The sequence below is a fragment of the Roseibium sp. AWQ4_290 genome, assembly GCF_056160985.1.
Map to the genome: position 1 here is coordinate 63,571 of NZ_JBSWYG010000007.1, position 25,491 is coordinate 89,061.

A 25,491-nucleotide genomic window follows, 5' to 3' on the forward strand; every position below is an offset into this window, starting at 1 on the left:
AATCTAGGTTATAACGTGTTGCGTTGACCGGGATTGACCCCGTTTTGTCTGGTGCGTTGAAATCTCTGGTTTCAGGCATTGGAACACAAGTCCGATGAAACGCGACGTGCGCCAAACCGGGGCAAATGATATGTGCCTTGACCCGAACCGGAGCTGACCAGCCTTTGCGAAAACTGCCACCGCTCAATGCTCTGCCTGCTTTTGAAGCCACCGTGCGGCTCGGCTCCATGAGCGCTGCAGCCCAGGAACTGGGGCGCACCCATGGGGCGGTAAGCAAACAGATTGCGCAATTGTCGGATTTGGCGGGCACGCCCTTGTTTGAAAAATCCGGGTCGGGGGTAAAGCTGACAGAAGAAGGCGCCTTGCTGGCCGGGGCCGCCACACCGGCTTTGGACGGGCTGGAGAAGGTCTGGGGCGATTTGGCCCAGCGGGCGCAGGCTCCCGTTCTGGATATCGGCATCAGCTCCACCTTCGCCATGCGCTGGCTGATGCCCCGGTTGTCCCGGTTCTACCAGCGCCATCCGGAGGCGCAGGTCAATTTCCGCATGACCGGAAAGGTCTGGCTGCCTGACAACGCCGTCGATCTGGTGCTGACCTGGGACCGGCTGCGCTGGGAGTTCAATGAACGCACGGATATCGAGATCCTGGGAGATGTTGCCTTTGGCGTTGTCCATGCCCCGGGGCTCGATGTGACGGTAAATGGCCGCACGCTGACCACAAGGACCCGCTGTGTGCAGGAGCTGCCCGGAGATGTCTGGGGGGCATACCGGAGCCGGACTGGCGTGGAGATCATCAGCGAGACGGTGCTGACCTATCCGCATACCTTTCTGGTGATCGAGGCGGCCCTGGCCGGCTTCGGTATTGCGCTGGTCGAACGGCGGATCATTGAAGAGGAAGTGCAGGACGGCCGTCTGGTGGCCCCGTTCGGCTTTCACACGATCAAGGACGGCTTTGGCGCCGTCGTCACGGGCCGGAACCGGCAGAAGTCTCTGGCGCGCGCCTTTCTTGACTGGCTCCGCGAAGAAAGTGCAGACGCTGTGGGCTGAGCCTCAGAATCTGCCTCTTATTTTTGGGCGGGCTGAAGTGTTGCCCCTTCACACTGGTTCCCGCAGCGCTGCCGGTGCAGCAAAGCCTTGATCGCCGACCGTGCGCCGCGCCGTTCCTGACCTGCCTTGATCCTGGCGAAGGCTCACGGTAAAGTCTTGAGCAAGGCTCGCAGACAGATCCGGAGGCAGCACGCCTTTTGGCCGTCAGGCTGGATAAAGATCCGGCAGCCTCAGGCCGTCGCCTGCTTTCCCGCCCGGTTTCTCGTCCGTTTTATGGCTGTCTTTGCGCAGGTCTGCGATCAGGCGTCCGGCCTCTTCGCTTGAAGCGCCAGCCTCTCCGCCATAGGCCAGGCGGCCGAAGTCCTCAATAGTGCGGTTGGCCTTTTGGGGGAGCGCCGAGGGGCCTCCGGCCAGCCGGCGCCAGTTCAAGAGGGCGCCGTAGCTGGCTTGAAGATCTCCCGATCTTGCCAGTTCCTCGGCCTTGCGAAGTTCAGCAGTCTGTCTGGAGCGCGGGCTGGGCTGGACCTTGTGCGGCTGTGATCCGCTGCCTGCAGAACGGGAAGAGGCGGGGCCCTTTGCGACCGGGTTGCGGCGGCTGCGGATCACGAGGGTTCCGGCGGCGGTCACCGCCAGAACCAGGACCAGAGCTCCAGCTCCTGCCCAGAGCTGCCATCGCTCAAGCGATCCGGCTCCAGTCTTCAGGGGAGGGGGAGCGCCTGCGGTCTGTGCAGTCTGGGCTGTTTGGGCTGGGGCCGGTTGTGAGGCATCGGCCTGGGGAGGCGGGGCCATCGCCGTGCCTTCAGCATGGATGACCTCGCTGGGCAGAACGGCTTCCCGTTCTTCTCCGGTGGCGCTGTCCGTCCAGCTGACCTTGACCTCCGGCAGGGTGATGTCTCCGCCACGCGTCGGCACGATGGAGAGGAACGTGTCGCGCTGGGCAACGGTGCCCTGATCCGTGTGGGCGGTTCCGGTTTCCGTATCGTCGACGTAGATTTTGGCCCCGTCCGGGTTGGCAAAGCTCAGTTCGGGCAATTGCTCGGGCCGGGTGCCAAGCGCTATCAGGCTGATGCGCCGGGTGACGGCTTCTCCTTCCCGGAACACCGGGTTGGCCGGATCCCACTCTGCCTTCAGTTTTACCACCTTGGCCGGGAGGAACCAGTCTGTTCCGGCCGATTTATGGCCCGGCTTGGCTGCCACCTGCATCTTGATCGCGTCGGAGCGCGCGGTGAAAGGTTTGCCGGGTTCCATGAAGGAGCTGAACAGGGAACTGCCCAGATTGGGCAGGCGGCCGAAACCGAAATCGGCAAACGGGTCGTTGCGTCGGGCGTTGGGGTCCTGAACCGTGCCGCGCAGCACAAAGGGAGGCACTTCGATGGCTCCGTCCTTTTGCGGCCGGAGCATGAATTTGCGTTCCACTACGGTCACCGGCTTGCCGCCCCGGTTGAGCTGGCTGACCGTGCCGTCGCCATCGGCCTCAAGGTCAAAATCCTCGGAGTGCGGCACGATCAGCTCTGCCTGCCCGAGGGGCACACTGGCTTCAACGCGCACGGTGAGGGGGATTTCCTGAAACAGGAAGTGTTTTCCACCTTCCAGTTTCGAGGTGACCGACACCCCGTTTGTGCCCTGTGTCTTTGGCAAGGCGCTGGCATCGACGACCTTGATCTCGGCCGGGGCGCTGCTGAGAGAGCCGGCAGCAATAGCGGGGATCTTGAAAGTCCCCTTGGCCCGGGGGGTGAGAGTCAGGATCCAGCTCAAGGTCTGGGAGGCCCGGCCGTTGATGATCGTGCTGGACGAGGACTGGGTGGTGCCGAGGATCTCAAAGTCCTTTTGCAAGGGGGAGAGATCAGGAGTGGAGATGGCCCCAGAACTGGAGCCTGAGCTGGACAGCGTCAGCTGAAACGTATCTCCCATGGCAACCGTTCCCGTGTTCAGATGTGCCGTCAGTCCGCTGGCTGCAGCCGGAACCATCAGGGCCGGTGTGATCAGGGCTGCTGACAGGACAACCGCGCTTGCCGTGGATTTGAACCAGGTGGAGCTCATCTTTCTCTCTCCTTGTTACTGCTGTCCAGCCCGGAGTTGGGCGTAATACTGGCGGATTCTGGCCTTCAGCAGGCCAGACGGGTCGTCGGGCACCCGGCGCAACTGCTGTTCCACCGCCTGATCGGTGACCGGAGCACCGGGAACGGAGGCTTCCACCTGTTCGCCGGTCTCGTCCTTGTCGCCATTGCCGCTCAGGAATTCCGACAGCATATCAGCCAGGCTGCCATGCTCTTTCTTTTCAGGAGCCCTTCCGGCCATTTGTCCGGGAGCCGTCGGCTTCCCCTGCTGGGGCTGCCCGGCCTCTTGATGATCGCCTGCTTGGTGCGTTGCCTGCTGCTGTGCGCCCGGCCCCTGTTGTGGGTTTTGCTGCTGTGCGGCCTGTTGCGCTTCTTCTTGTGTCCCAGAAGGCGCAGGGCCGTCTTGCCGGCCTGGCTGTTGCTGCGTGGCCTTCTGCTGATCAGCGTTTTTCTGGCGGTTGTCGGCCTGATCTTTGCCGTCCTGGCTTTTGCCGTTCTGGCCGGCTTGCGTCTGGTTGTTTGCTTGATCCTTGCCGCCAGTTTTCTGGGCGTCATGATCCTTCTTGCCAGCGTCGTTCTTGCCTGAAGCCTGCTGCTGCTGGTTTCCGGCCTGTTGTTGCGGCTGCGGCGGTTGCCCCTTCTGCTGCTGATCCTTCTGTGCAGAATGTTGATGGTTCTTCGGTGTGGAGCCCGTCTGGCCGTCAGATGTTTTTGATGAGCCCTTCTGGCCCTGATCCTTTTGGCTCTTATCCTGTTGATTTTGATCCTGCTTGCCCTGATCTTTTTGGCTGGCCCCGTTGGAGGCCTGCTGATTTTTCGGCTTGCTGTTCTGGCCGGAGGATTGCTGGTTCTGTTGCTGGTTTTTATCCTGAGATGACTGCTGCTGTTGTTGTTTTTGCTGCTCCTGCTCCTGCTTTTTTTGCTCATCGAGGATCTTTTGAATGAGATCCCGGTTGAACTTTGCATCTGCATCTTCGGGGGACTTTTTCAGTGCCCTGTCAAAGGCGGCAAGCGCTTGCTCGAGCTGACCGGATTTGGCAAGCGCATTGCCGAGATTGTAATCTTCTCCGGCAAAGGCGCCGACTGCATTGGCATAGTCCCCGGCGCGATAGGCGGCACTCCCTTTCCAGCCCGATGTTTCGAAGGACTTGGCTGCGGCGTCATAGTCTCCGTTGCCAAAAGCTGTCTGACCCTGCTGATCGGGTGTGGCCCACAGATTGTCCCAGGTACTGGCTTTGGCGGGCTGCGGCGCTGTGCCGAGCCCGACGATCATCAGGCCGAGGCCGAAGACCATGCCGCGCCGGAACGCAAACGGCAGGAGTAGCGCGGGGATCACGAGCAGCCAATAGCCCATATCTACCCAGGTATCTGACTTGAAGTCCTGTTTCCGGCCAGCGCCTTCAAGGGCTGTGCTTTTGGGAAGGACCTTGTTCAGGTCCTGACTGTTTGCAGTGATCGTGGCATAGGCGCCGCCGCCCGCGCGGGCCACCTTGTGCAAGCCGTCCGCATCAAGTGCGGTGATCATGGTTTTGCCCGAACGTGTTGCGATCGCCTGGCCATCGGCTGTTTGCAGTGTCGAGCCGTCTTTGGTTCCAACGGCCAGAACCGATATGTCATAACCGGCCTGTCTGGCCGCTTTGGCCGCAGCTTCCGTCTTGGCCGCATCTCCTGCATTGTCGGCAATCAGCATGATCCGGCCGCTGGCTGCGTGCGCGCGTTTCAAAACCGCAGCAGCCTCGCTCAAGGCCAGATCCGGCCGGTTGCCGAGAACCGGCATCAGCCGGGTGGAGAGTTCCGGCAGCATTTGTTCAATCACTTTGGGATCGTTGGTCAAAGGCGCTGCCACAAAAGGAATGTCGGAATAGATCACCAGGGCCCGGTCGTCGCCCTCGGTCCGGGCGAGAATGTCCCGGACCTTGTGGACGCCGCGCTTCAAACGGCTCGGCGTCAGGTCATCGGCATTCATGGACTGGGTGAGGCTCAGAACCAACACCACCGGCTGATCGCCCATAAAGGACGGAGCGGCGGCCTTTTTCCAGGTCGGACCGGCAAGGGCCAGCACCAGGAGCGCAATCATGAGAGCCGCAGCCACCGGGATCACAGGGGACGCACGGGCAGCGCCTCCGCTGAGGGCCAGATGTTTCAACAGATGGGCATCTACATGTTTGAGCCAATTGCTGCCTTCTGCCGCACTGCGGGTGCGCAGCACCAGCCAGAACAAAAGCGCGGCTGGAATGAGAGCCCAGAACCAGTCGGGGCGGAGGAAATGAAAATGCGATAGATCCATCCTGTCAGGCCTCCTTCTTTGTCAGCCGGTTGATCCTCAGCGCCGGGACCGAACTTGCAACCGCAAACAGACCAGACAGGAGCAAGGCGAGTCCGGCGGGCCAGAAATACAGCGCGACTTCCGGGCGCACATGGACCGGGTCGCCAACAACCGGTTCCAGCCGGTCAATGGCCTGGTAGATCTTGGCCAGACCTGCCACATCAGTTGCCCGGAAATACTGGCCGCCGGTGATATCTGCGATCTGGCGCAAGGTGCCTTCGTCAAGATCGGCGCTCGGGTTCACCATCTGGCGTCCGAAGCGGGTGTTCATCATCATCTTTTTGGCGCCGACGCCGATCGTGTAGATCCGGGTGCCGGTTTTCTTGGCAAGCCCTGCGGCGCGGATCGGGTCCATCACGCCCTCATTGTTCGCACCGTCTGTCAGAAGCACCAGAACGCGGCTGTCTTTCGGCCGGTCTTTAAGACGCTTCACCGACACGGCAATGGCGTCGCCGATCGCGGTCTTCTGGCCAGTCAGCCCGACCTGGGCCTGTTCCAGCAGCGCACGCACCGCGTCGCGGTCGAAGGTCAGGGGCGCTTGAAGATAGGCCCGGTCGGAAAACAGCACCAGCCCGACCCGGTCGCCCTTGCGGCGGGCCAGAAAGTCATCGGCTGTTTCCTTGACCACGCCAAGGCGGGTTGTCGGCCGTCCTCCAACGGCAAAATCCTGCTGGTCCATGGATCCGGACAGGTCAATGGCCATCATCACATCCCGCCCGGCTGCCGGGAGCGGCACTTCCGGCCCGACAAAGGCAGGGCGCGCCAGAGCGGTCACCACCAGCAGCCAGATCACGGAGGCCAGGGCAAAACGCCACCAGGAGGTTTTCAGCTGGTTCGCACCAGCGGTCAGGCCCAATGCCAGATTGGCAAAGAAGGGCACTTTCAAAGCGCCGCCCAGCCCCTTGTCGACCGGTTTCATGAAATGCCGGATCACAAAGGGCAGGGGCAGCAGCAAAAAAGCGAATGGCCAGAGAAACGTTATCATGCATGCCTCCTGATCCAGCGGGCAGCTTCCAGGCGGAGCTGTTCCAGATCCGGTGCGGTCGCGTCGGCGGTTCCGCCCGCATAAGGGCCGGCGGCCAGAAAGCCGGCCAGATCGCCGGGCAAGCCGTTCTTGCCGTCACACAGAAAGTCGATCCAGGCCTGGCCAGTCAGGACGTCGACGCCCCGGACCCGGCGCCGGGCGACCCGGCGTAAGAGGCCGGAGACGTGTGCGGCAAAGTCGGCAGCTTCGCCTGTGTCAAGCTTGTTGAGTTCCTTCAGGGCCAGATGGCGGGCCGTACGACGGCGCAGATACCCCCAGGCCATGATTAGGAGCATGAGGGTGCACAAAAGCGCAATCAGCGCCCACCATCCAGGCGCCAGCGGCCACCAGCCCACAGGCTCCGGCAGGCGGATATCGCGCAGCTGCTGCAACTGCGCAGCAATTTGCGGAGACAGGGCGTTTGTTGGGGTCATGCCGCGAGCCTCCGGTTGATCTGGGGATGCAGGATCCGGGCAGGATCGTCCTGGGTCTGAAGAAAATGGCACACCATGCGGTGTTTGCGGCACAGATCCTCAAGCCGGGCCTGCCGGTCCTTGAACTGGTTGTGATACTCGGCGAGCGTGCGGCGGCTCAGGGCAGCAAGGGCCATGGCCGAGCGGCCATCGCTGATCCGCCCGCCGCCCGGCGGCAGGGCTGCGTCCAGAAGGTCCGTCACCTGAATGGTGGTCACATGGCCCTTGGCGGCCAGATGCCGGAGTTCGGTTTCGGCCGCCGGGTCAAGGTCGGCAAAGTCGCTGATCACGAAGGCCAGATGTCCGGGGCGGCACAGATGGCGCAGTCGGCGCAGGGCCTCAGCCAGGGCTATTTCCTGGCCGCTGTTCCGCTCTGGCCGGGTTTCCTCGCACATGGCTTCCAGAAAGCCGAGCACGGACCGGCGGGTGCGCTGGGCGCGGAAGTCCCTGTGCCCGTCCCGTGTCATGATCAGGCCGCCGACCCGGTCTCCGCCATCATGGCCGACCCAGGCCAGCATGGCTGCCACCTCGCAGGCAAGATTGGCCTTGAACCTGATTCTTGTGCCAAACTGCATCATGGCGCGGGTGTCGAGCAGAATCAGCACCGTGCGCTCGCGCTCTTCCTGGAAGAGCTTGGTATGGGCCTGACCCGTGCGGGCGGTGACCCGCCAGTCGATGGACTTGACGTCGTCGCCGGGCTGGTAAACCCGGCTATCGGCAAATTCCATGCCCCGGCCGAGAAACACCGACCGGTTGACCCCCCATTCATGGGTCAGCACGGCGCCTGCGGGCGCAAAGCCGGTACGGCCCCGCTGGGGGCGGGTTCTCAGAAGATCTGGCAGGCTCGCGGCAATGCCTTGCAAGGGGCGGGCATGCGGGGCTGTCTCTGACATGGCGGGCTCCTTAGGCTCGGGCTTAGACAACCGGCACGCGGTCGATCAGCGCATCGATGAAGTCATCAGTGGTTCTGCCATCGGCTTCGGCCTCGAAACTGAGCAGAACCCGGTGGCGGAGCACGTCGTGGAGGACGGCCTGAACATCGGCAGGAGTTGCGAAATCCGCACCATTCATCCAGGCATGCACCCGAGTGCAGCGGTCAAGGGCGATTGTGGAGCGGGGCGATGCGCCAAAGGCGATCTCTCCCGCCAGATCCTCACCATAGAGGCCCGGATTGCGGGTCGCCTGAATGAGTTGAATGACATATTCGGTCAGGGCGTCGGAGACATGGATGTTCATTGCGGCCCGGCGGGCTGCAAAGATCTCCTGCGGACTGATCCGGCGGGCGGGCGCATCGGTTTCTCCCAGAACCTCGCCGCGCACCAGCTTCAAAATGTCCCGTTCGGCTTCCTTGGACGGATAGCCGATGGTCACCTGGATCAGGAACCGGTCCAGCTGGGCTTCGGGAAGGGGATAGGTGCCTTCCTGCTCGATCGGGTTCTGGGTGGCCATGACCATGAAGAGTTCCGGCAGCGGGTAAGTCTTGCCGCTCACCGTGATCTGATGTTCAGCCATGGCTTCCAGAAGGGCCGCCTGTACCTTGGCGGGCGCACGGTTAACCTCATCGGCCAGGATGAGACTGTGGAACAGTGGGCCGGAGTGGAACTCGAAGGCACCGGTTTCGGGCCGGTAGACTTCGGTGCCGGTCAGGTCGCTCGGCAGAAGATCCGGGGTGAACTGGATCCGGCAGGCATCGGTGGCAATCACCTCAGCCAGCGCATTCACCGCCTTGGTCTTGGCAAGGCCGGGCGCGCCTTCCAGCAGCACGTGGCCGTCTGCAAAAAGGGCCAGAAGCAGCCGGTCCACAAACTGCGGCTGGCCGAGAATGCGGGCGTTCATGCGGGCGCGCAGCGTGTCCACAAGGGCATTATGCGGCCGGCTGTCAGTGCGGATTGCCTGGGTGCTCATGACGGTTCCTTTGGTGTGAAATGTCTGGTCTTTTGAGTTTACGTTCAGGCGCCGCTCCGACCCGATCCTTCGGGCCGGATGGCGTATGCGGCTGGCATGAAACGATTGGAGGTCATTGAGGCCCGTCAGCCGGACTTGATGTCACTGGCCGACACGCCCTGGCTTGGCATCTGCCCGGGCTGGAAATCCGCCACGGAGACTGAAGTCTCGATGGATTTCAGGGTCATATTCGCTTTCTGCACATGGCCGGCCGAGATGTCTTTCTGGGCTTCTGTCAGACCTGTAAGCGCCTGCTGATACGGCAGCATGGCCACTTGTATGTTGAGCTCGATCCCCGCCTTGACCATGTTGTCGACGGCAGTTTCCACCTGGCCGTTATTGATCAGTTTGCCGGCTTCGGCGAGCACCTGTGCGTGGTCCTTGTCAGGCGTATAGCCATCCTTGAAGCGGATGCCGCTGTCCACGGGCAGCACCACCGCCTGGTCCTGCTTGACAAGGAACTTGGTCAGGTCCTTGTTCAGCTTGTCGCTGGCGTCGGAAATCATCTTCTTCGCGTCATCGACCTTGCCGTCGAAAATCGCGAGCCGGGCATTGTAGATCGACGTCAGCACATCTTTGCCGACGGGAGAAATATCAAGACTGGAGGTTTTGACAACGCCATCTGACTGAACGGCGCTGGTAGACACGACTTCCTCTGCCATCGCAAGCGGTGACAAAGCAGAGGTGCCCAGAATTACAGCCATCAAGACTGCCGGGACTTTACTGCGGGAAAACATGATCTCTTCCTCTTTTCACACTGGACCATCCAGTGATGGAAGGAAGGTAGTGGCCGGGGCTTGAGCGCGCCTGACGTGAAGTTTAATTATTGTTGAGCTTTCGGGAAGGTGACCGTGATCCTGAGGCCCGGCCGGTCCTTCAGGCCCGTCTGCGCATCGCTGAGGTCCACAACGGCGCCGTGGTGATCGGCAACAGCGGCCACAAGGGCAAGGCCCAAGCCGCTGCCCGGGTCCCGGCGGGCGGAATCCAGTCGTTTGAAAGCGCCGAGCACAAGCTCCCGGCTGTCTGCCGGAACCCCCTGGCCGGTGTCGCTCACAATCAGGGCCACCTGGTCCGGGCTCTCTTCAAGCGTGACGAAAACCGCAGCGCCATCACCGGAATGGACGATGGCATTCTTGATCAGATTGACCAGCATCTGCTGCACCATACTCTTGTCGCACTGGAGCATGACCGGATGGTCCGGGTCGGCTTCGATGGCCACTTCATGGGCATAGTCTTCAGCAAGAGGCGACAGGAATTCAGAGGTCGTGCGCACAAGCTGCGTCAGGTTGTGGCTTTTGAAATCCCGTTTGGGGGATGATGCCCGGATGCGGGCAATCCGCAGGATCGTGTCGACGATTTCATTCAGCGCACTGGTCTCGCGGAGCGCGGTCTCGATGTCCTGAAGGGCCTGTGGGTGGGGCTCGCAGGTATCGGCTGCCTTGTTCAGGGCAATCTGGGCATGGGAAATCGGCGTCTTCAGGTCATGGGCAATCGCCGTTGCGGTGGCTTTCATGCCGTCCATCAGGTTGGAGAGCCGCTCCAGATTGGAGTTGATCTGGGCGGAGATCCTGTCGATCTGGTCCGGTTTCTTAGGAATCGGGATGCGTTCTGCGGTCTGTCCCCGGGCGACCCGCGCGAGCACTTCTTCAATGGATTGCAGCTTCGCGAAGCTGCGGTAGCTTGCGCTGACGCCAAGCAAAAGGGTTCCAGTGGTGATGAAGACCGCAAGCAGCGCCATGCCCGAAACCAGATTGTCCCGTGTCTCGTGAATGGCTTTCAGGCTGCGCCCGACAACGATGGTCGTGTCCTTTACCTTCTGGACAGAGAGGATATAGAGTTCGTTCCGCCGCTCTCCCGAGACCCGCTCGAAGCTGGTCTCGCGCAGGCCGACAAAGGGGGGCGCCTTCAGGATCGGGCCGACCAGCCGGGCGCCTGTCTCATCGAAAACCGCCGAGACCCGCTCCTGGTTGTCGAAAAAACTGTCCAGGGTCCGGATGGCGCCCACCAGTCCGTCCCGGCCCTGTTTTCCATAGATATCCCTTAAAAGCACCGCCTCTTCCAGGGTCTGTTCCTGCAATTGCCGGTGCAGGGCGCCGGTCACCGCATAGGTCAGCAGCGCCCCGCCCAGGCCCAGCAGGATCAGAACCCCGAAGGCCACCCTTGCGGCAGTCTTGAAGGGCAGGCCGGAGAGGATGTCACCGGGGCGCATGGATCGAATAACCCATGTTGCGGATGGTGTGGATCAGGGGCGCATCAAAAGGTTTGTCGATCTTGTTGCGCAGCTTGCTGATATGGGTCTCCACCACGGTGGTGCCGGGATCGAAGGAAAAATCCCAGATCTTTTCCAGAATCATCGTCCGGCTGACAACCCGGCCTTCGGCTTCCATCAGCAGTTCCAGCAGCGCAAATTCCTTGTTCTGCAGGTCGATGGTCACGCCCTGGCGCCTGGCGACGCGTTTCAAAAGGTCGAGGGTCAGGTCGTGGCATGTCAGTTCTGTTCTTTGGGATTTCACCTTGGGCCGCCGTGTGAGGGTGTGAATGCGCGCCAGTAGCTCGGAAAAATGGAACGGTTTGACGATATAGTCGTCGCCCCCGGCCATCAGGCCTTCCACCTTGTCCTCCACATCGGCCATGGCAGTCAGAAAGATGACGTGCAGATCGCTGTTGGAGGCACGCAGGGCCTTGACGACCGACAGGCCGTCCAGCCCGGGCATCATCCGGTCGACAATCGCCAGATCGCAGGTGTTGTAGAGACAATAGGTCAGGGCCTCGCGGCCATCGCTGACCCAGTCCACGGCAAATCCCTGTTCCAAAAGACCGTTGCGGACATATTCCGCAGAAACCGGGTCATCCTCGGCAAGCAGAACTTTCATGAAAACTTCGCGGTAAGACAGACATGGTCTTCTACCCTATCGCGTCTGCTGCGGGGAACAAAACCTGATTTTTGGCCAGACCACAAACCAGCCCCGGCCGAGCGGGCGCATGCGGACTCCTGCGCAGGCTTGCAATTATAAAATTTGTGATATAAAGATATCTTTATATCGACATTGATGCTTGAAGACCGTAAGTGGCTGCAAATGACAGACGAACCGACCCTTTCCGTGGAAGACACACTTGCCGCCCTCCGGGCGATTGGCGAAACAACCCGGCTGCGTCTGATTGCGCTTCTGGCGGAAAGCGAGATGACCGTCAAAGATGCCACCGCGATCCTGGGGCAAAGCCAGCCGCGCATTTCCCGGCACCTGAAGCTTCTGGCCGAAGCGGATCTGATCCAGCGCTTTCCCGAAGGGTCGTGGGTCTATTACCGGCTGGCCGACGGCCCGGAAGGGGAGCTGGCCCGCGGGCTCGTTGAGAGGATTTCCCTGGATGATCCGGTGCTGGCCGCCGATCAGGACCGGTTCCGGGCTGTGCGCAAGGCCAAGGCCGATGAGGCGGCAGCCTATTTTGCCGCCCGTGCGCTGACCTGGGACCGGGAGCGCTCGCTTCATGTCTCGGAAGAAGATGTGGAGACAGCCATGCGGACCGCGCTCGGCGACACGCCGTTCCAGTCCTTTCTGGATCTTGGCACCGGCACGGGCCGCCTTCTGGAGGTTTTTTCCGACCTTTACAGCTCGGCCCTCGGGGTGGACGCCTCCCATGACATGCTGGCGGTGGCCCGGGCCAATCTGGCCAAGGCCAATCTCTCCTCGGCCCAGGTCCGCCATGGCGATGTCTATGCGCTCAACGTGCCGCCCCGGTCCTTTGATGTGGTGGCGATCCATCAGGTGCTTCATTTTCTGGATGAGCCGGCCCGTGCGCTGGCCGAGGCGGCCCGGGCGCTCCGGCCCGGCGGCCGCCTGATGATTGTGGATTTCGCCCCTCACGGGCTGGAATTCCTGCGCGACAACCACGCGCACCGCCGTCTGGGTTTTGCCCGCGAGCAGATGGAACGCTGGCTTGAAGCGCTTGATCTGGATCTGGAACAGGTCACAGATCTCGTTCCCGGAGATGGCTCCGACACTAATCTTACCGTAACACTGTGGCTTGCGCGCGACCGGCGGATCATTACCGATCTGCCTGCGCGCGACACGTCCCGAGAGGTCGCCTGACATGACTGAATCCTCCGCCCGCCGTTCCCAGCAGGCCGCCCCGTCGCCCATCACGGCATCGTTCGAGTTCTTTCCGCCGAAATCCGACAAGATGACCGAGACGCTGTGGAACACGGTGCAGCGCCTGGAACCGCTCGGCCCGTCCTTTGTCTCCGTCACCTATGGGGCCGGGGGCTCGACCCGCGAGCGCACCCACAAGACGGTTGAGCGTATCTTGCAGGAAACGGAGTTGAGCCCGGCGGCCCATCTGACTTGCGTGGGCGCCTCCCGAGAAGAAGTGGACGGGGTCATCAAAGACTATTGGGACCTGGGTGTGCGCAGTCTTGTCGCCTTGCGCGGGGATCCGCTGGAAGGCATCGGCAGCCGCTATGCTCCTCATCCGGACGGTTATGCCTATGCCACGGATCTGGTGGCCGGCATCAAGAAAATCGCCAATTTCGACATTTCCGTTTCCGGCTATCCGGAAAAGCACCCGGAAAGTGGCAATTGGCAGAGCGAGATCGAAAATCTGAAACGCAAGGTGGATGCGGGCGCGGACAGGATCATCACCCAGTATTTCTTCGACAATGACCTGTTTGACGACTATCTGGACCGGATCGCGGCCGCCGGGATCAACATTCCCGTCATTCCGGGCATACTGCCGATCCACAATTTCGAGCAGACCATGGTGTTCTCGGCCAAATGCGGCACGTCCATTCCGCAATGGCTGGCCCGCCGCTTTGCGGGGCTGCAGAACGATCCGGAGACCCGCAAGCTGGTCGGGGTGGCGATTGCCTGTGAACAGGTCATGGATCTGGTCGATCGGGGCATCAACGATTTCCATTTCTACACCATGAACCGGGCGGACCTGACCTTTGCCATCTGCCACATGCTTGGGATGGGGCAGGCGCAGCCGGAAGGCCTGGCGGCCTGACGCCTGAAACTGGACAGGACGGAGACCGCAGGTCTTTTGTCTCAGGATGTCCCTGCAAAGTCATGAAGGACCCGGTCGAAAGAGAAGGCCGGGCTCCGTGAACCACAAGACATGCGACCGGCCGGTCAACGGCTGAACAGTATCAAGTTAGGAAATGTTCGTGATCAAGTCCGATGCCTTTGAGTCCCTTCGAGATCTTGCCAAGACCCGAATTCTCGTGCTGGACGGGGCCATGGGCACCGAGCTGCAGTTGTTGAAGCTGGAGGAGGCGGATTTTCGCGGAGCGCGCTTTGCTGACTGGCCAAGCGATGTGAAGGGCAACAACGATCTTCTGAGCCTGACTCAGCCCGATGCGATCCGGAAAGTCCATGTGGATTACCTGAGAGCCGGTGCGGATATTGTCGAGACCAACACCTTCTCGTCCACCACGATTGCCCAGGCCGATTACGGTATGGAAGAGCTGGCCTATGAATTGAATTTCGAAAGCGCGAAACTGGCGCGTCAGGCCTGCGATCTGGTGACCGCCGAAGATCCGTCCCGCCCGCGTTTTGTCGCCGGGGCGCTCGGGCCAACCAACCGGACGGCCTCGATCTCGCCGGATGTGAATAACCCAGGATATCGCGCTGTTTCCTTTGATGATTTGCGCATTGCTTATGCGGAGGCCGTACGCGGCTTGATCGCAGGCGGAGCAAACATCCTGCTGGTGGAAACAATCTTTGACACACTCAACGCTAAGGCGGCCCTGTTTGCCATTGATGAGGTTTTTGAGGAAACCGGCAAGATCCTGCCGGTGATGATTTCCGGCACCATTACGGACCTGTCGGGCCGCACTTTGTCCGGCCAGACTCCGGAAGCCTTCTGGAACTCGGTGCGCCATTCAGATCCGCTCATGATCGGCCTCAACTGTGCCCTTGGGGCGAAGGAAATGCGCGCCCATGTGGATGAGCTGAGCCGGATCGCCGACACACTGGTTTGCGCTTATCCCAATGCGGGCCTGCCCAATGAATTTGGCGAATATGACGAAAGCCCGGAGCATATGGCTGGGCTGATTGAGGAATTTGCAGGGGCCGGGCTGGTCAATGTGGTCGGCGGCTGCTGCGGTACAACCCCGGCCCATATCAAGGCCATTGCCGAGGCCGTAGCGGGCAAGGCGCCGCGCGTGATCCCTGATGTCGACCGGCACATGCGCCTGTCTGGCCTTGAACCCTTTGTGGTGACGAAGGAAACCAACTTCGTCAATGTGGGGGAGCGGACCAATGTCACCGGCTCGGCCCGTTTCCGTAAGCTGATCAAGGAAGACGACTATCCGGCCGCGCTGGAGGTGGCCCGGCAGCAGGTGGAAAACGGGGCCCAGATCATCGATGTGAACATGGATGAGGGGTTGCTGGATTCTCAGGAGGCTATGGTCACCTTCCTGAATCTGGTGGCCGCCGAGCCGGACATTGCCAAGGTGCCGGTGATGATCGACAGCTCCAAATGGAGTGTCATTGAAGCCGGTCTCAAATGCATCCAGGGCAAGGGCGTCGTCAATTCGATCTCCCTGAAAGAAGGCGAAGACGCTTTTGTGGCCCAGGCTCGCCTGATCCGGCGCTACGGGGCCGCCGTTGTGGTGATGGCCTTTGACGAAGACGGCCAGGCAGACACATTTGAACGCAAGACCGAAATCTGCGCCCGATCCTATAAGGTGCTCACGGAAAAGGTCGGCTTTCCGCCGGAAGACATCATTTTTGATCCGAATATTTTTGCGGTTGCGACCGGGATCGAGGAGCACAACAATTATGGTGTTGATTTCATCGAGGCAACCGGCTGGATCCGAGAAAACCTGCCCCATGCCCATGTGTCGGGCGGGGTCTCCAACCTGTCCTTCTCCTTCCGGGGCAATGAGGCGGTGCGCGAGGCGATGCACTCGGTGTTCCTCTACCATACCATTCAGCGCGGCATGGATATGGGCATCGTCAATGCGGGGCAGCTGGCGGTCTATAACGATCTCGACGCGGAACTGCGCGAGCTGTGCGAAGACGTGGTTCTGAACCGGCGTGACGACGCCACCGACCGAATGCTGGACGCGGCCGAACGCTGGAAAGGCGAGGGCGGCAAGAAAAGAGAAGCGGACCTGACCTGGCGCACCTGGGGCGTTGCCAAGCGTCTGGAACATGCGCTGGTCCATGGCATTGCCGATTATGTGGAAGAGGACACGGAAGAGGCTCGTCAGGCCTATGACCGGCCGCTGCATGTGATCGAAGGGCCGCTGATGGATGGCATGAACGTTGTGGGCGACCTGTTCGGCTCTGGCCAGATGTTCCTGCCCCAGGTGGTCAAATCCGCCCGGGTGATGAAAAAGGCCGTCGCCTATCTGATGCCCTTCATGGAGAAGGAAAAACAGGAGCAGGGACTGACTGGCCATTCTTCGGCGGGCAAGATCCTGATGGCAACGGTGAAGGGCGATGTGCATGACATCGGCAAGAACATTGTCGGCGTTGTGCTTCAGTGCAACAATTTCGAGGTGATCGATCTGGGTGTGATGGTCCCGGCGGCCAAGATCCTGGAAACGGCCAAGGCGGAGAAGGTCGACATGATCGGCCTCAGCGGACTGATCACCCCGTCTCTCGACGAAATGTGCCACGTGGCGGCTGAACTGGAGCGCGAAAACATGGATGTGCCGCTGTTGATCGGCGGGGCAACCACCTCCAAGGTGCACACGGCAGTCAAGATCCACCCGAATTACGAGCGGGGCCAGGCCATTTATGTGACTGATGCCGGACGGGCGGTCGGAGTGGCCAGCAAGCTGATGAGTGAAGGTGGTCGCGCGCCCTATTACGCCGATATCCGTACCGAATACCGGGACATTGCCGAGAAGCACGCGGCCAGCCGGGGCAATCAGCAGCGCCTGTCCATCGCCAGGGCCCGGGACAATGCCTTCAAGCCGGATTTTGCCGCTCAGCCGCCGGTCGCCCCGAAAAAGGCGGGCGTGACCGTGTTTGACGATTTCCCGCTGGAAGAGCTGGTGCCGGTGATCGACTGGACGCCGTTTTTTGCCACCTGGGAAATCAAGGGCCGCTATCCGGCGGTTCTGACAGACAACCGCTATGGTCCGGCCGCCAAGGCGCTTTATGACGATGCCCGGCGAATGCTGGACGAGATTGTCGAAAAGAAGCTTTTGACCGCGCGCGGCGTGGCCAATATCTGGCCGGCCAATGCGGTTGGCGACGATATCCGCCTGTTCACCGACGAGAGCCGCGATCAGGAACTGGCGACCTTCCACAGCCTGCGCCAGCAGATGTCCAGAACCGCAGGCGGGCGCGCCAATATTGCGCTCAGCGATTTCGTGGCACCGCTGGACAGCGGGGTGAAAGACTGGCTCGGCGGGTTTGCGGTCACGGCCGGGCATGGCGAAGACGCGCTTGCCGCGCGCTATGCGCGGGAAGGGGATGACTATAACAAGATCCTGTCCCAGGCCCTTGCCGACCGGCTGGCCGAGGCCTTTGCCGAAAAGCTCCACGAGATTGTCCGCAAGGATCTGTGGGGCTATGCGGCAGACGAAACCCTGTCCAGCGAAGAGCTTATTGCCGAAACCTATCAGGGCATCCGCCCGGCACCCGGCTATCCGGCCCAGCCGGACCACACGGAAAAGGACACGTTGTTCAAGCTGCTGGATGCGGAACGCCTGACCGGCATCCAGCTGACGGAGAGCCGGGCCATGCTACCGGGGTCCTCGGTTTCCGGGCTCTATTTCGCCCATGCGGACAGCCATTATTTTGGCGTCGGCAAGATCGAGCGCGATCAGGTTGAGGACTACGCCGCCCGTAAGGGCTGGGATGTGGCGCTGGCCGAACGCTGGCTGGCCCCGATCCTCAATTATGACCCGGCGCGCCGGGAAGCGGCGGAATAGAAACTGCTTTCTGCCTGACACAGGCTTTTCTCCGGCCGCCCCGGTGCATCGCCGGGGACTGATGGCGGGCTCTCCTGCGTGAGGTCCCGGCTCAAGGCCGGGACGGCACGTGGAACGACTGTCAGCGCCTTTCCAAAGCATGTTTGCTCTCTTACCCCTCCCAGCCTGACTTGTTGCTCGCCAGCTTCACCGCAAACTCAGCGCCGTCCCGCACCCGATGCGGGACCTCGTTGGCCCGAATTCAGGTTCTGGCCGCGAAGGGCCCCGGCGCTGAGGGGCGTTACCGGTGCCGCTTAAGCAGGCGGAAACAGAACCAGCTCTGGAAGTGAGTGGGGCTCCGGTTAAGCCGTGGATACCTCGGGGGGATTGGTCTTTTCACCAGCGCAGGCAACACGGCCAGCCTCATCCTGACGAAGGCTGCATGGCCTGTCGCTAAGGATGGACAGCTCGCTCCGACGCCATGGCCGGTGTTTCGATGGCCGGTCTTTCGATACGGGCCTTCGCAGGGGGAAAAATCCCGCGGGCGGCCAAGGGGTTTCTTCAGGCGCCTCTTTATGCACAGGCCGTGCGGTGGATAACCCACAGGGGTGTTGCGGATTTGTGTGAGTAAATTGAACGGCTTGCTGGCGCCGGTAACTCTGTTTGTGAAAATGCACATAGTGCACCTTTGAAAAGTGCACATAGTGCGCTATTATTGATTTTATCGAGTGGCCGTAGAAAAATATCAGCGGACCACACAAGGAGAAAAACAATGACTGTGCATATCGCCAGAATCTTTCTGGTCCAACACCGCCAGGATTATCACCGGGACCGCCTGTCATGGCTGCCCGCACCGCTTTACCGCTCCTGGCGTGAGGCCTCACCAACCACTCAGGACCCTTCCTAAGGTTCCTGACGGCCGGGCCAATCCCAAACAGGCCCCAAGAAGAAGAACACTCTGCAAGACCGGACACCCCCTTGCCCCTGGTGTCCGCCCACCTTCAAAGAAAACCCGGCTTGTGCCGGGTTTTTTTGCGTCTGGAGCCGGACGGTAGAACACGGGTCACACGGCCGGAAACAGCTCTGTTACCGCTGCCTGTCCCTTGGGGAGGATATGTACAGCCCGGCTGTCCGCCTCGCGCCTCAGCCAGCCCTGGTCCTGAAAGCGGGTGAGGAGGGCTGCGCCCAACGCGCCTGCCAGATGGTTGCGCCGTTCGCTCCAGTCAAGGCAGGCCCGGCAGAGCGGGCGGCGGCCTTTCTTCAGCTCCGCCAGATCTACGCCAAGGCCGCTCACGAAGCTTTCTCCCGCTGCGGTCAGGCCGAGACCGCCCGTATCCCGGGTGGCAATCAGGAAGCCGCGCGCCTGCAAACTGTCAAAGATCCTGACCGCCATGTCGCCCGCCAGATGGTCATAGCAGACCCGGGCAGCGCGCAGGGCCGGGTCTTTCGGGCCGGTGCGGGTGCGCAGATGCCCATTGCGGGCGGCGAGCCCCATCAGCGCTTCCAGCGTTGCCCCCACCTCGGGGCCCGCTAGGGAAAAATAGCGGTGCCGTCCCTGTCTGGCCTGGGTCAGCAGCCCGCCATCCTGCAGTTTTTTCAGGTGGGAACTGGCGGTTGGGCCGGTGATCCCGGCCTCCGCCGCCAGTTCGGTTGCAGTCAGTGCCTTGCCGCTCAAAAGCGCGCTCAAGATGTTGGCCCGGGCCGGATCGCCGATCAGGGCGCCAAGGCGGGCAATATCGGGTCCGTCCTTCATGGTTTGATCCTCATCGAAGCATTCATGAGGCAGACCATGGCACACAGGTGGCCTCACCGGCAAATCAAAAGGACGCTTGCCATGATCACCTGTTTCATCCGCTACCAAATCGACCCGGCCCAAAAAGCCGCCTTTGAGCTCTATGCGCGCAACTGGGGCCAGGCGATCCCGCGCTGCGGGGCAGATCTTATCGGCTATTTCGCGCCCCATGAAGGCTCCACGACGCTGGCCTATGGGGTCTATTCGGTGGAGAACCTGGCCGCCTATGAAGCTTACCGGGCCCGGTTGGCGGCCGATCCGCTGGGACGGGAAAATTATGAATTTGCCCAGAAGGAGAAATTCATCTTGCGGGAAGACCGCACCTTTTTGAAGCTGGCCTCCGCACCGCATGGACGGGGAGGAGAGCGTTTGTGATTGCCGTGATTTTTGAAGTGATCCCGAAGGGGGACATGCAGCAAAACTATCTGGATATGGCAGCGGAAATGCGCCCGCTCGTAGAGCAGATCGACGGATTTATATCCGTCGAGCGCTTTCAGAGCCTGACCAATCCTGAAAAGCTTCTGTCGCTGTCCTTTTTCCGCGATGAGGAGGCGCTGGCCGAGTGGCGGCGGCTGACAGCGCACAGAAAGGCGCAGCAGGCCGGGCGCAGCAGTTATTTTAAGGACTACCGGCTGCGGGTTGCCCATGTTCTGCGCGATTACGGCATGGAGCGCCGCGAGGAAGCCCCGGAAGACAGCAAGGCGCTGCACGGATAACGCATGTTCGCAAGCGGGCGCGGCTGTGAGGCTTGTCTGAGCGGCAGCGGACAATTGCGGAGGCAGGGGCTGAACCCTTGCCGGAATTTACCTTGCCAGTGCGGGCCGTGTTCTGATCAACTGACCGGGACGCCGGACAACAACAGCCGGTGTGTGCCAAAGATGAACCGGCAAGGAGATCCCATGAGCTTTCTGACCGTTTACAAGGCAGGGTCCCGGCCTAGCCGGCGGGCCAATCCGGAGTATTTCACCGGCACAGTCTGGCAGGACCCGGTGATCGAAGCGCCAGTGCCCGCAAGGCTCAGGGCCTTGCGGGTGACCTTTGAGCCCGGCGCACGCACCCATTGGCACACCCATCCGCTGGGCCAAACGCTGCAGGTTCTGCAAGGGGCCGGGTTTGTACAGCTCTGGGGCCAGGACAAGCTCCCGATCCTGCCCGGCGATGTGATCTGGATCCCTCCGGGAGCAAAACATTGGCACGGGGCGGGTCCCACCACCTCCATGGAGCATCTTGCCATGCAGGAGGAAGCGGACGGATCGGTGGCCGACTGGCTGGAAGCGGTTGACGACGCGACCTATGCCAAGGCCGGTTGATCGCCCCTGATTTCAGCGGACTGGCACTTTGACCTCTGCCACCAGTCCGCCCTCTGGCCGGTTGGCCAGGGTGATTGTGCCGCCATGGGCGTGGATGATCGAGCGTGTGATGGCAAGGCCCAGGCCGATGCCTCCGGTTTCTTCATTGCGGGAATCATCCAGCCGCACAAAGGGCTCAAACACATCCTTCAGCCGGTCTTGCGGAATGCCGGGGCCTTCATCCAGCACCCGGATCAGAATGTCATCCGCCGTTCTGGTGCCCTCCACCTGGACGCGGTGGCCATAGCGGAGTCCGTTTTCGATCAGGTTGCGCAGGGCGCGTTTCAGTGCCATGGGACGGCAGGAGAGGGTGAGATCCGGGCCGGTGGCAATACCGCACTCTTCTCCAAGATCGGCAAACTCCGCACCCAGACGCTCCAATATGGCTGCGAGGTCCGTGTCCTCGGCGGTTTCCGCGTGGGCTTCGTCTTTGGCAAACCGCAAGGTTGCCTCGGTCATGGCCGCCATTTCCTCGAGCGTTTCGATGATCTTGTCGCGGTTTTCCTCATCCTCGATGAATTCCGCCCGGATGCGCAGGGAGGTGATCGGGGTGCGAAGGTCATGGCTGATCGCCGCCAGCATGCGCGTGCGGTCCTTCACGAACCGTGTCAGCCGGTCCTGCATGTCATTGAAGGAAGACGTTAGGGCCCGGATCTCAGCTGGACCGCTCGGGGTCAGCGGCGCCTGTTCTTCGCCGCGGCCGAGTTTTTCAGCCGACACCGCCAGCTCCTTCAGGGGCCGGGTTACCCGCCGTACAGCCAGAACAATGATCAGCACCGTGACCAGACAAGTCACGCCCAGTTGCACAAGCAGCGAACGGAAGGCGCCCTTGGGCGGACGGTAGCTGGTGGCCACATTCAGCCAGCGGCCGTCCTGCATGCGGATAGACAAGGACAGGTCTTCCGGCTTGTTCATGATCCGGCGCAGGTTGCTCGACCGCTCGCTGCGCAGCACGGAGCGCCAGCTTGGCGGGGCTTCGGCACGGGGCGCTGTTTGGTTCGGCCCGCGTTTTTCATCCGACAGGATATTGATATGAACCGCCTGTCCATGGGTGAGCCGCTCTGTGATGAGGTCCTGAAGCCGGACTTCGATCCGCGACTGCCCGGCTTTCTGTGCCAGCGGCGTGTCTCCCAGCCAGAAGGCGGCAAACCGGCTGCTGCTGGCGTCCAGGATCCTGTTTTGAAGGCCGGGCGGTGTTTCCCCCAGCAATTCTGCAATTGAGGCCGCCCGGGCCAGGATATTGTCCCGCGCTGCCGCCACCAGGGCAATCCGGCGCTCGTCGTGAAAAATCCAGATGTTGAAGGCCTGGGCCGCAAAAATCGCGGTCACCAGCAGGATGCTCAGCTGGGAGGCGAGAGAACGCGGCCACAGGCTGCCGAACAATTCGTTCCCGGGGGCGGGGGCAAGCTCTGCCTGTGTCATGCGCTGGTGTCTTTCACGTCGGCTGTGAACATATAGCCGCCGCCCCAGACGGTCTTGATCAGTTTGGGGTCTTTCGGATCGGTCTCGATCTTGCGGCGCAGGCGGGAGACCTGATTGTCGATGGACCTGTCAAAGACCGCCGGGGTCCGGCCCGTTGTCAGGTCCATGAGCTGGTCCCGGTTCAGGACCATTTTTGGGCGTTTCAAGAAGGCGCAGAGCAGCTGGAATTCGCCACTGGACAAGGGCACCTCGGCCCCTTGTGGATCGGCAAGTTCGCGCCGGGAGACATTCAGCGACCAACCGTCGAAACACAGATTATCCTGGTCGATCGGATCGCGTTCCTTGGGTGCCAGCGAGGTGCGCCGCAGGACGGCGCGGATCCGGGCGAGCAATTCGCGGGGGTTGAACGGCTTGGTGACATAGTCATCCGCCCCGATCTCCAGCCCGATCACCCGGTCCGTGTCATCGGCCATGGCGGTGAGCAGAATGACGGGAAGGGATCCGGTTTCCACCAGATGCCGGCATAGGGACAGGCCATCTTCCCCCGGCATCATGATGTCGAGTACGACCAGATCAATGGCGGCCGCCTTCAGGGTCTTGCGTGCATGGGCGGCGTTTTCGGCCGTTGTCGCGCGCAGGCCGTTCTTGATCAGATAACGGGCCAGGGTTTCGCGGATATCGCGGTGGTCATCCACCACAAGAATATGCGGGCTCGGTTCGCTCACAAGCTTCTCCAGTCGGCGTGCCCTTGACGGGGCGTCTTCATCCGGTCTGCGCGTCTGCTGTCCGGCTGTGACGAGCACAGAGGCGAGGCCGTTGTTTCCGCAACAAGAATAAGCGCTCCAGCAGCCGTTTGCGCCGGGAACTTGTATCGAAATGTATCGTTGGCGCCCAGCGGGACAGTTGGGGACACTTCCCATCCTTTTGGCGGGTATTCCTGCGACAATTGCCACCTACCTTCAGCGCATAGACAAACCGAGGAGTTGTTGGAATGAAACCGTTCAAGACGTTTGCAATTGCTGCTTTGGCTGCCAGTGTCGCAGGCACGGCGCTGACCGCCGGTCTTCCCGCCATGGCCCAGGGCGCGCCTGCAGCCAGGGACGGGGGCGGGCAGATGGAACCGGCGTTTGCACCGGCATTTGCTCATATGGGGGACTGGCGCGGAAAACGCGGCCCGGGACGTGGTGCGCGCGCCGAGCGCCTGTTTGAGCGTTTCGACGCCGATCAGGATGGCGTTATCACAAAGGAAGAGATCCTTGAGATCAAGACCCGGGACTTTGCCAGTGCCGACACGGATGGCAACGGCGAGATCAGCCTGGAAGAATTCAAGGCGCAGTTCCTGGAGCGCTCGCGCGACCGTATGGTTCGGGCCTTCCAGTTTCTGGACCGGGATGGCGATGGCTCCGTGACCCAGGCCGAGGCCGACAAGGTTGCGAACCGGATATTCAGCCGGCTGGACAAGGATGGCAATGGCGCCGTGGAACGGGTGCGCGGGCCGCGCGGTGCGGAGGCAGCCGCCGCCCGGGACGGCAAGCCGGACCAGCCTGCAAAGGCGGGCAAACCCGAGCGCCGGGCGGAGGCAGGAAAGCGGATGGGCCGGGGTGGACCGGCACGCATGTTTATGGCCCTCTTCGACACGGACGGCACCGGCTCTGTCTCGCGGGAGGAATTTGATGCCCGCCGGGCGGACTTGTTTGCCCTTGCGGACACCGATGGCAGCGGCTCCTTCACGCTGGAGACTTTCGGGCCGCTGTGGCTGGAACTCAACAATCAGCGCATTGTGCATATGTTTCAGCGGGCAGATGCCGATGGCAGCCTGGGGCTGACGGAAGAGGAAGCCGGCCGGCAGCTTGAGCGCATGATGGAACGGGCCGACCGGAACGGCGACGGTGTCATCACCAAGGCCGATTTCAAAGGCGGCCGGAAGGGGGGCCCGAAAGGGGGCCCGAAAGACGGTGCGCCTTGGAAACAGCGCGGCTGAGCCAGGTCACCTGAGAGACAGTTTTGCCACGGCCCGGGGGACCCCGGGCCGTGGCTTTGTGTGTCCGCAAACCGTTCCGTTACGGGAATTTCAAGGATTTCCCGTTACAAGGCCCGCCGGAACGACCAAACGGGACCCGTCATCAGGGGGAATGGATGACCAAGCCGGATCTGAACGCATTTGTCGCAGCGAAACTTGCCGACGGGCATGTGGGGGAAGACGATGTGATCATGCTTCGCCGCTATATCTACGGCGACATGGTTGTCTCGCTCGAAGAAGGGGCGGCGCTCTTTCGCCTGAACACGGCCGGGCTTGCCTATGCTCCGGCCTGGTACGAGCTTTTTCCTGAAGCCATTGCCGATATTCTGGTCAATCAGGCGCGGCCGGAAGGCTATGTCTCCGAGGAGAATGCGCAGTGGCTGATCGGCCAGATCACGGCAGACGGTCATGTCTGTGTCCGTTCGGAACTGGATGCTGTACTGCATGTTCTGGAAAAGGCGCGGCAAGCGCCGGAACGACTGGAACAGTTTGCCCTGAAAACCGTGGCCCAGTCGGTCCTGTCGGGCAAGGGCGCCACCCGTGCCGGGTCCGACCTCAAGCCGGGTGTTATTTCTGATGGTGAAGTTGAGCTGCTGCGCCGGGTGCTTTATGCCGGGGCGGGGGGCGGCGGACTGGCCGTGTCACGGGCAGAGGCAGACATTCTTTTTGACTTGAACGATGCGACCATTGAGGCCGAAAATGCTCCGGCCTGGTCGGAGCTGTTCACCAAGGCGGTTGCCAATCACATGATGGCGCTGTCCGGGTTCACCCCGCCTGCGCGCGAAGTTGCCTTGGCCCGGGAGGATTGGCTGGACAAACCCGGCGGCTTTGAAGGTGGTCTTGGCGGATTTTTCCGCAGCATGTTCAGTGGCGGTGCCCGCGGGGTCTGGGAGGCTCATGCGCAGGACACGGACCCATCTGCTGCTCGGGGCGCCGCGATGGCAGCCGAGATTGCCGCAAATGAGGTTGTAACCGAAGACGAGGCCTCCTGGCTTGTGGAACGAATTGGCCGCGACGGCGTCTTACACGAAAATGAAAAGGCTTTGCTGCGCTTTATCCGCGAGGACAGCCCACAGATCCATCCGGCCTTGCGTCCTCTCCTGGACAAACTGGACTGACACAGCATTTGGCGTGGAGCTTTCTCTTGCCTCTTTCGGCCCGGATGGCCG

Annotated in this window: 22 protein-coding genes; 10 read left to right on the forward strand and 12 right to left on the reverse strand. The window is 61.5% G+C overall.

Translation table 11 applies throughout. From position 1 onward, the window contains the following. Window positions 1–137: 137 nt before the first annotated feature. On the forward strand, window positions 138–1,046 hold the full coding sequence (locus ACXAH0_RS08805) for a LysR family transcriptional regulator (RefSeq protein WP_475190345.1): 909 nt from the start codon (window positions 138–140) through the stop codon (window positions 1,044–1,046). 204 nt (window positions 1,047–1,250) lie between these two features. Here the strand turns inward: ACXAH0_RS08805 and ACXAH0_RS08810 are convergent, their stop codons facing one another. The 9 genes from ACXAH0_RS08810 to ACXAH0_RS08850 all read right to left on the reverse strand — a co-directional run bounded on the left by ACXAH0_RS08810 (window position 1,251) and on the right by ACXAH0_RS08850 (window position 11,743). Continuing rightward, window positions 1,251–3,086, reverse strand: a complete 1,836-nt coding sequence (locus ACXAH0_RS08810) for a BatD family protein (RefSeq protein ID WP_475190348.1) — start codon at window positions 3,084–3,086, stop codon at window positions 1,251–1,253. 15 nt (window positions 3,087–3,101) lie between these two features. Continuing rightward, window positions 3,102–5,390, reverse strand: a complete 2,289-nt coding sequence (locus ACXAH0_RS08815) for a tetratricopeptide repeat protein (RefSeq protein ID WP_475190352.1) — start codon at window positions 5,388–5,390, stop codon at window positions 3,102–3,104. Between the two features lie 4 nt (window positions 5,391–5,394). Next, entirely contained in the window at window positions 5,395–6,414 is a 1,020-nt protein-coding gene (locus ACXAH0_RS08820) for a vWA domain-containing protein (protein ID WP_475174324.1), read from the reverse strand. Further along, on the reverse strand, window positions 6,411–6,887 hold the full coding sequence (locus tag ACXAH0_RS08825; RefSeq protein ID WP_475190355.1) for a DUF4381 domain-containing protein: 477 nt from the start codon (window positions 6,885–6,887) through the stop codon (window positions 6,411–6,413). Before ACXAH0_RS08825 ends, ACXAH0_RS08820 begins: the two co-directional genes overlap by 4 nt. After that, window positions 6,884–7,819 carry a DUF58 domain-containing protein gene (locus tag ACXAH0_RS08830; protein WP_475190357.1) on the reverse strand — a complete coding sequence of 312 codons (936 nt, stop codon included), beginning with the start codon at window positions 7,817–7,819 and terminating at the stop codon, window positions 6,884–6,886. Before ACXAH0_RS08830 ends, ACXAH0_RS08825 begins: the two co-directional genes overlap by 4 nt. 22 nt (window positions 7,820–7,841) lie before the next feature. Next, entirely contained in the window at window positions 7,842–8,831 is a 990-nt protein-coding gene (locus tag ACXAH0_RS08835) for an AAA family ATPase (protein ID WP_475190361.1), read from the reverse strand. Between the two features lie 125 nt (window positions 8,832–8,956). After that, window positions 8,957–9,607, reverse strand: coding sequence for a YfdX family protein (locus tag ACXAH0_RS08840; protein ID WP_475174334.1), 651 nt, complete (start codon window positions 9,605–9,607; stop codon window positions 8,957–8,959). A gap of 86 nt (window positions 9,608–9,693) precedes the next feature. Further along, the gene (locus ACXAH0_RS08845; RefSeq protein WP_475174336.1) at window positions 9,694–11,079 is read right to left on the reverse strand and encodes a sensor histidine kinase; all 1,386 of its coding nucleotides are present in this window, start codon (window positions 11,077–11,079) and stop codon (window positions 9,694–9,696) included. After that, the gene (locus ACXAH0_RS08850) at window positions 11,066–11,743 is read right to left on the reverse strand and encodes a response regulator transcription factor (protein ID WP_475174338.1); all 678 of its coding nucleotides are present in this window, start codon (window positions 11,741–11,743) and stop codon (window positions 11,066–11,068) included. The genes ACXAH0_RS08845 and ACXAH0_RS08850 overlap by 14 nt, the downstream gene beginning before the upstream one ends. Before the next feature lie 204 nt (window positions 11,744–11,947). On the opposite strand from ACXAH0_RS08850, the gene ACXAH0_RS08855 reads away from it, so the two are divergent. The 4 genes from ACXAH0_RS08855 to ACXAH0_RS08870 all read left to right on the forward strand — a co-directional run bounded on the left by ACXAH0_RS08855 (window position 11,948) and on the right by ACXAH0_RS08870 (window position 18,646). Continuing rightward, window positions 11,948–12,958, forward strand: coding sequence for an ArsR/SmtB family transcription factor (locus ACXAH0_RS08855; RefSeq protein WP_475174341.1), 1,011 nt, complete (start codon window positions 11,948–11,950; stop codon window positions 12,956–12,958). A gap of 1 nt (window position 12,959) precedes the next feature. Then, entirely contained in the window at window positions 12,960–13,871 is a 912-nt protein-coding gene (gene metF, locus ACXAH0_RS08860; protein ID WP_475190363.1) for a methylenetetrahydrofolate reductase [NAD(P)H], read from the forward strand. 154 nt (window positions 13,872–14,025) lie between these two features. Beyond that, window positions 14,026–17,760 carry a methionine synthase gene (gene metH, locus ACXAH0_RS08865; protein WP_475190366.1) on the forward strand — a complete coding sequence of 1,245 codons (3,735 nt, stop codon included), beginning with the start codon at window positions 14,026–14,028 and terminating at the stop codon, window positions 17,758–17,760. Between the two features lie 751 nt (window positions 17,761–18,511). Continuing rightward, window positions 18,512–18,646 (forward strand): hypothetical protein, encoded by a 135-nt coding sequence (locus ACXAH0_RS08870; protein ID WP_475174348.1) that lies wholly within the window; start codon window positions 18,512–18,514, stop codon window positions 18,644–18,646. Window positions 18,647–18,802: 156 nt separating this feature from the next. On the opposite strand, the gene ACXAH0_RS08875 is transcribed toward ACXAH0_RS08870, so the two are convergent. Further along, window positions 18,803–19,492, reverse strand: a complete 690-nt coding sequence (locus ACXAH0_RS08875) for an ArsR/SmtB family transcription factor (RefSeq protein WP_475190368.1) — start codon at window positions 19,490–19,492, stop codon at window positions 18,803–18,805. A gap of 81 nt (window positions 19,493–19,573) precedes the next feature. Here ACXAH0_RS08875 and ACXAH0_RS08880 point away from each other — a divergent pair, with 81 nt between their 5' ends. From ACXAH0_RS08880 to ACXAH0_RS08890, 3 genes are all read left to right on the forward strand, one after another. Then, entirely contained in the window at window positions 19,574–19,906 is a 333-nt protein-coding gene (locus ACXAH0_RS08880; protein ID WP_475174352.1) for an NIPSNAP family protein, read from the forward strand. Then, entirely contained in the window at window positions 19,903–20,247 is a 345-nt protein-coding gene (locus ACXAH0_RS08885; protein WP_475190370.1) for an antibiotic biosynthesis monooxygenase family protein, read from the forward strand. Before ACXAH0_RS08880 ends, ACXAH0_RS08885 begins: the two co-directional genes overlap by 4 nt. Before the next feature lie 183 nt (window positions 20,248–20,430). Next, window positions 20,431–20,841, forward strand: a complete 411-nt coding sequence (locus ACXAH0_RS08890) for a (R)-mandelonitrile lyase (RefSeq protein ID WP_475190374.1) — start codon at window positions 20,431–20,433, stop codon at window positions 20,839–20,841. A 12-nt stretch (window positions 20,842–20,853) separates the two neighbouring features. On the opposite strand, the gene ACXAH0_RS08895 is transcribed toward ACXAH0_RS08890, so the two are convergent. Next, window positions 20,854–22,302 (reverse strand): ATP-binding protein, encoded by a 1,449-nt coding sequence (locus ACXAH0_RS08895; protein ID WP_475190377.1) that lies wholly within the window; start codon window positions 22,300–22,302, stop codon window positions 20,854–20,856. Continuing rightward, window positions 22,299–23,027: a response regulator gene (locus ACXAH0_RS08900; protein WP_475174360.1), complete on the reverse strand. Its 729-nt coding sequence runs from the start codon at window positions 23,025–23,027 to the stop codon at window positions 22,299–22,301. Before ACXAH0_RS08900 ends, ACXAH0_RS08895 begins: the two co-directional genes overlap by 4 nt. 266 nt (window positions 23,028–23,293) lie before the next feature. On the opposite strand from ACXAH0_RS08900, the gene ACXAH0_RS08905 reads away from it, so the two are divergent. Together ACXAH0_RS08905 and ACXAH0_RS08910 are read left to right on the forward strand one after the other, a co-directional pair. After that, window positions 23,294–24,283 (forward strand): EF-hand domain-containing protein, encoded by a 990-nt coding sequence (locus tag ACXAH0_RS08905; RefSeq protein WP_475190380.1) that lies wholly within the window; start codon window positions 23,294–23,296, stop codon window positions 24,281–24,283. Between the two features lie 155 nt (window positions 24,284–24,438). Beyond that, complete coding sequence (locus ACXAH0_RS08910; RefSeq protein ID WP_475190382.1) at window positions 24,439–25,440, forward strand: hypothetical protein; 1,002 nt, start codon at window positions 24,439–24,441, stop codon at window positions 25,438–25,440. Window positions 25,441–25,491 lie beyond the last annotated feature (51 nt).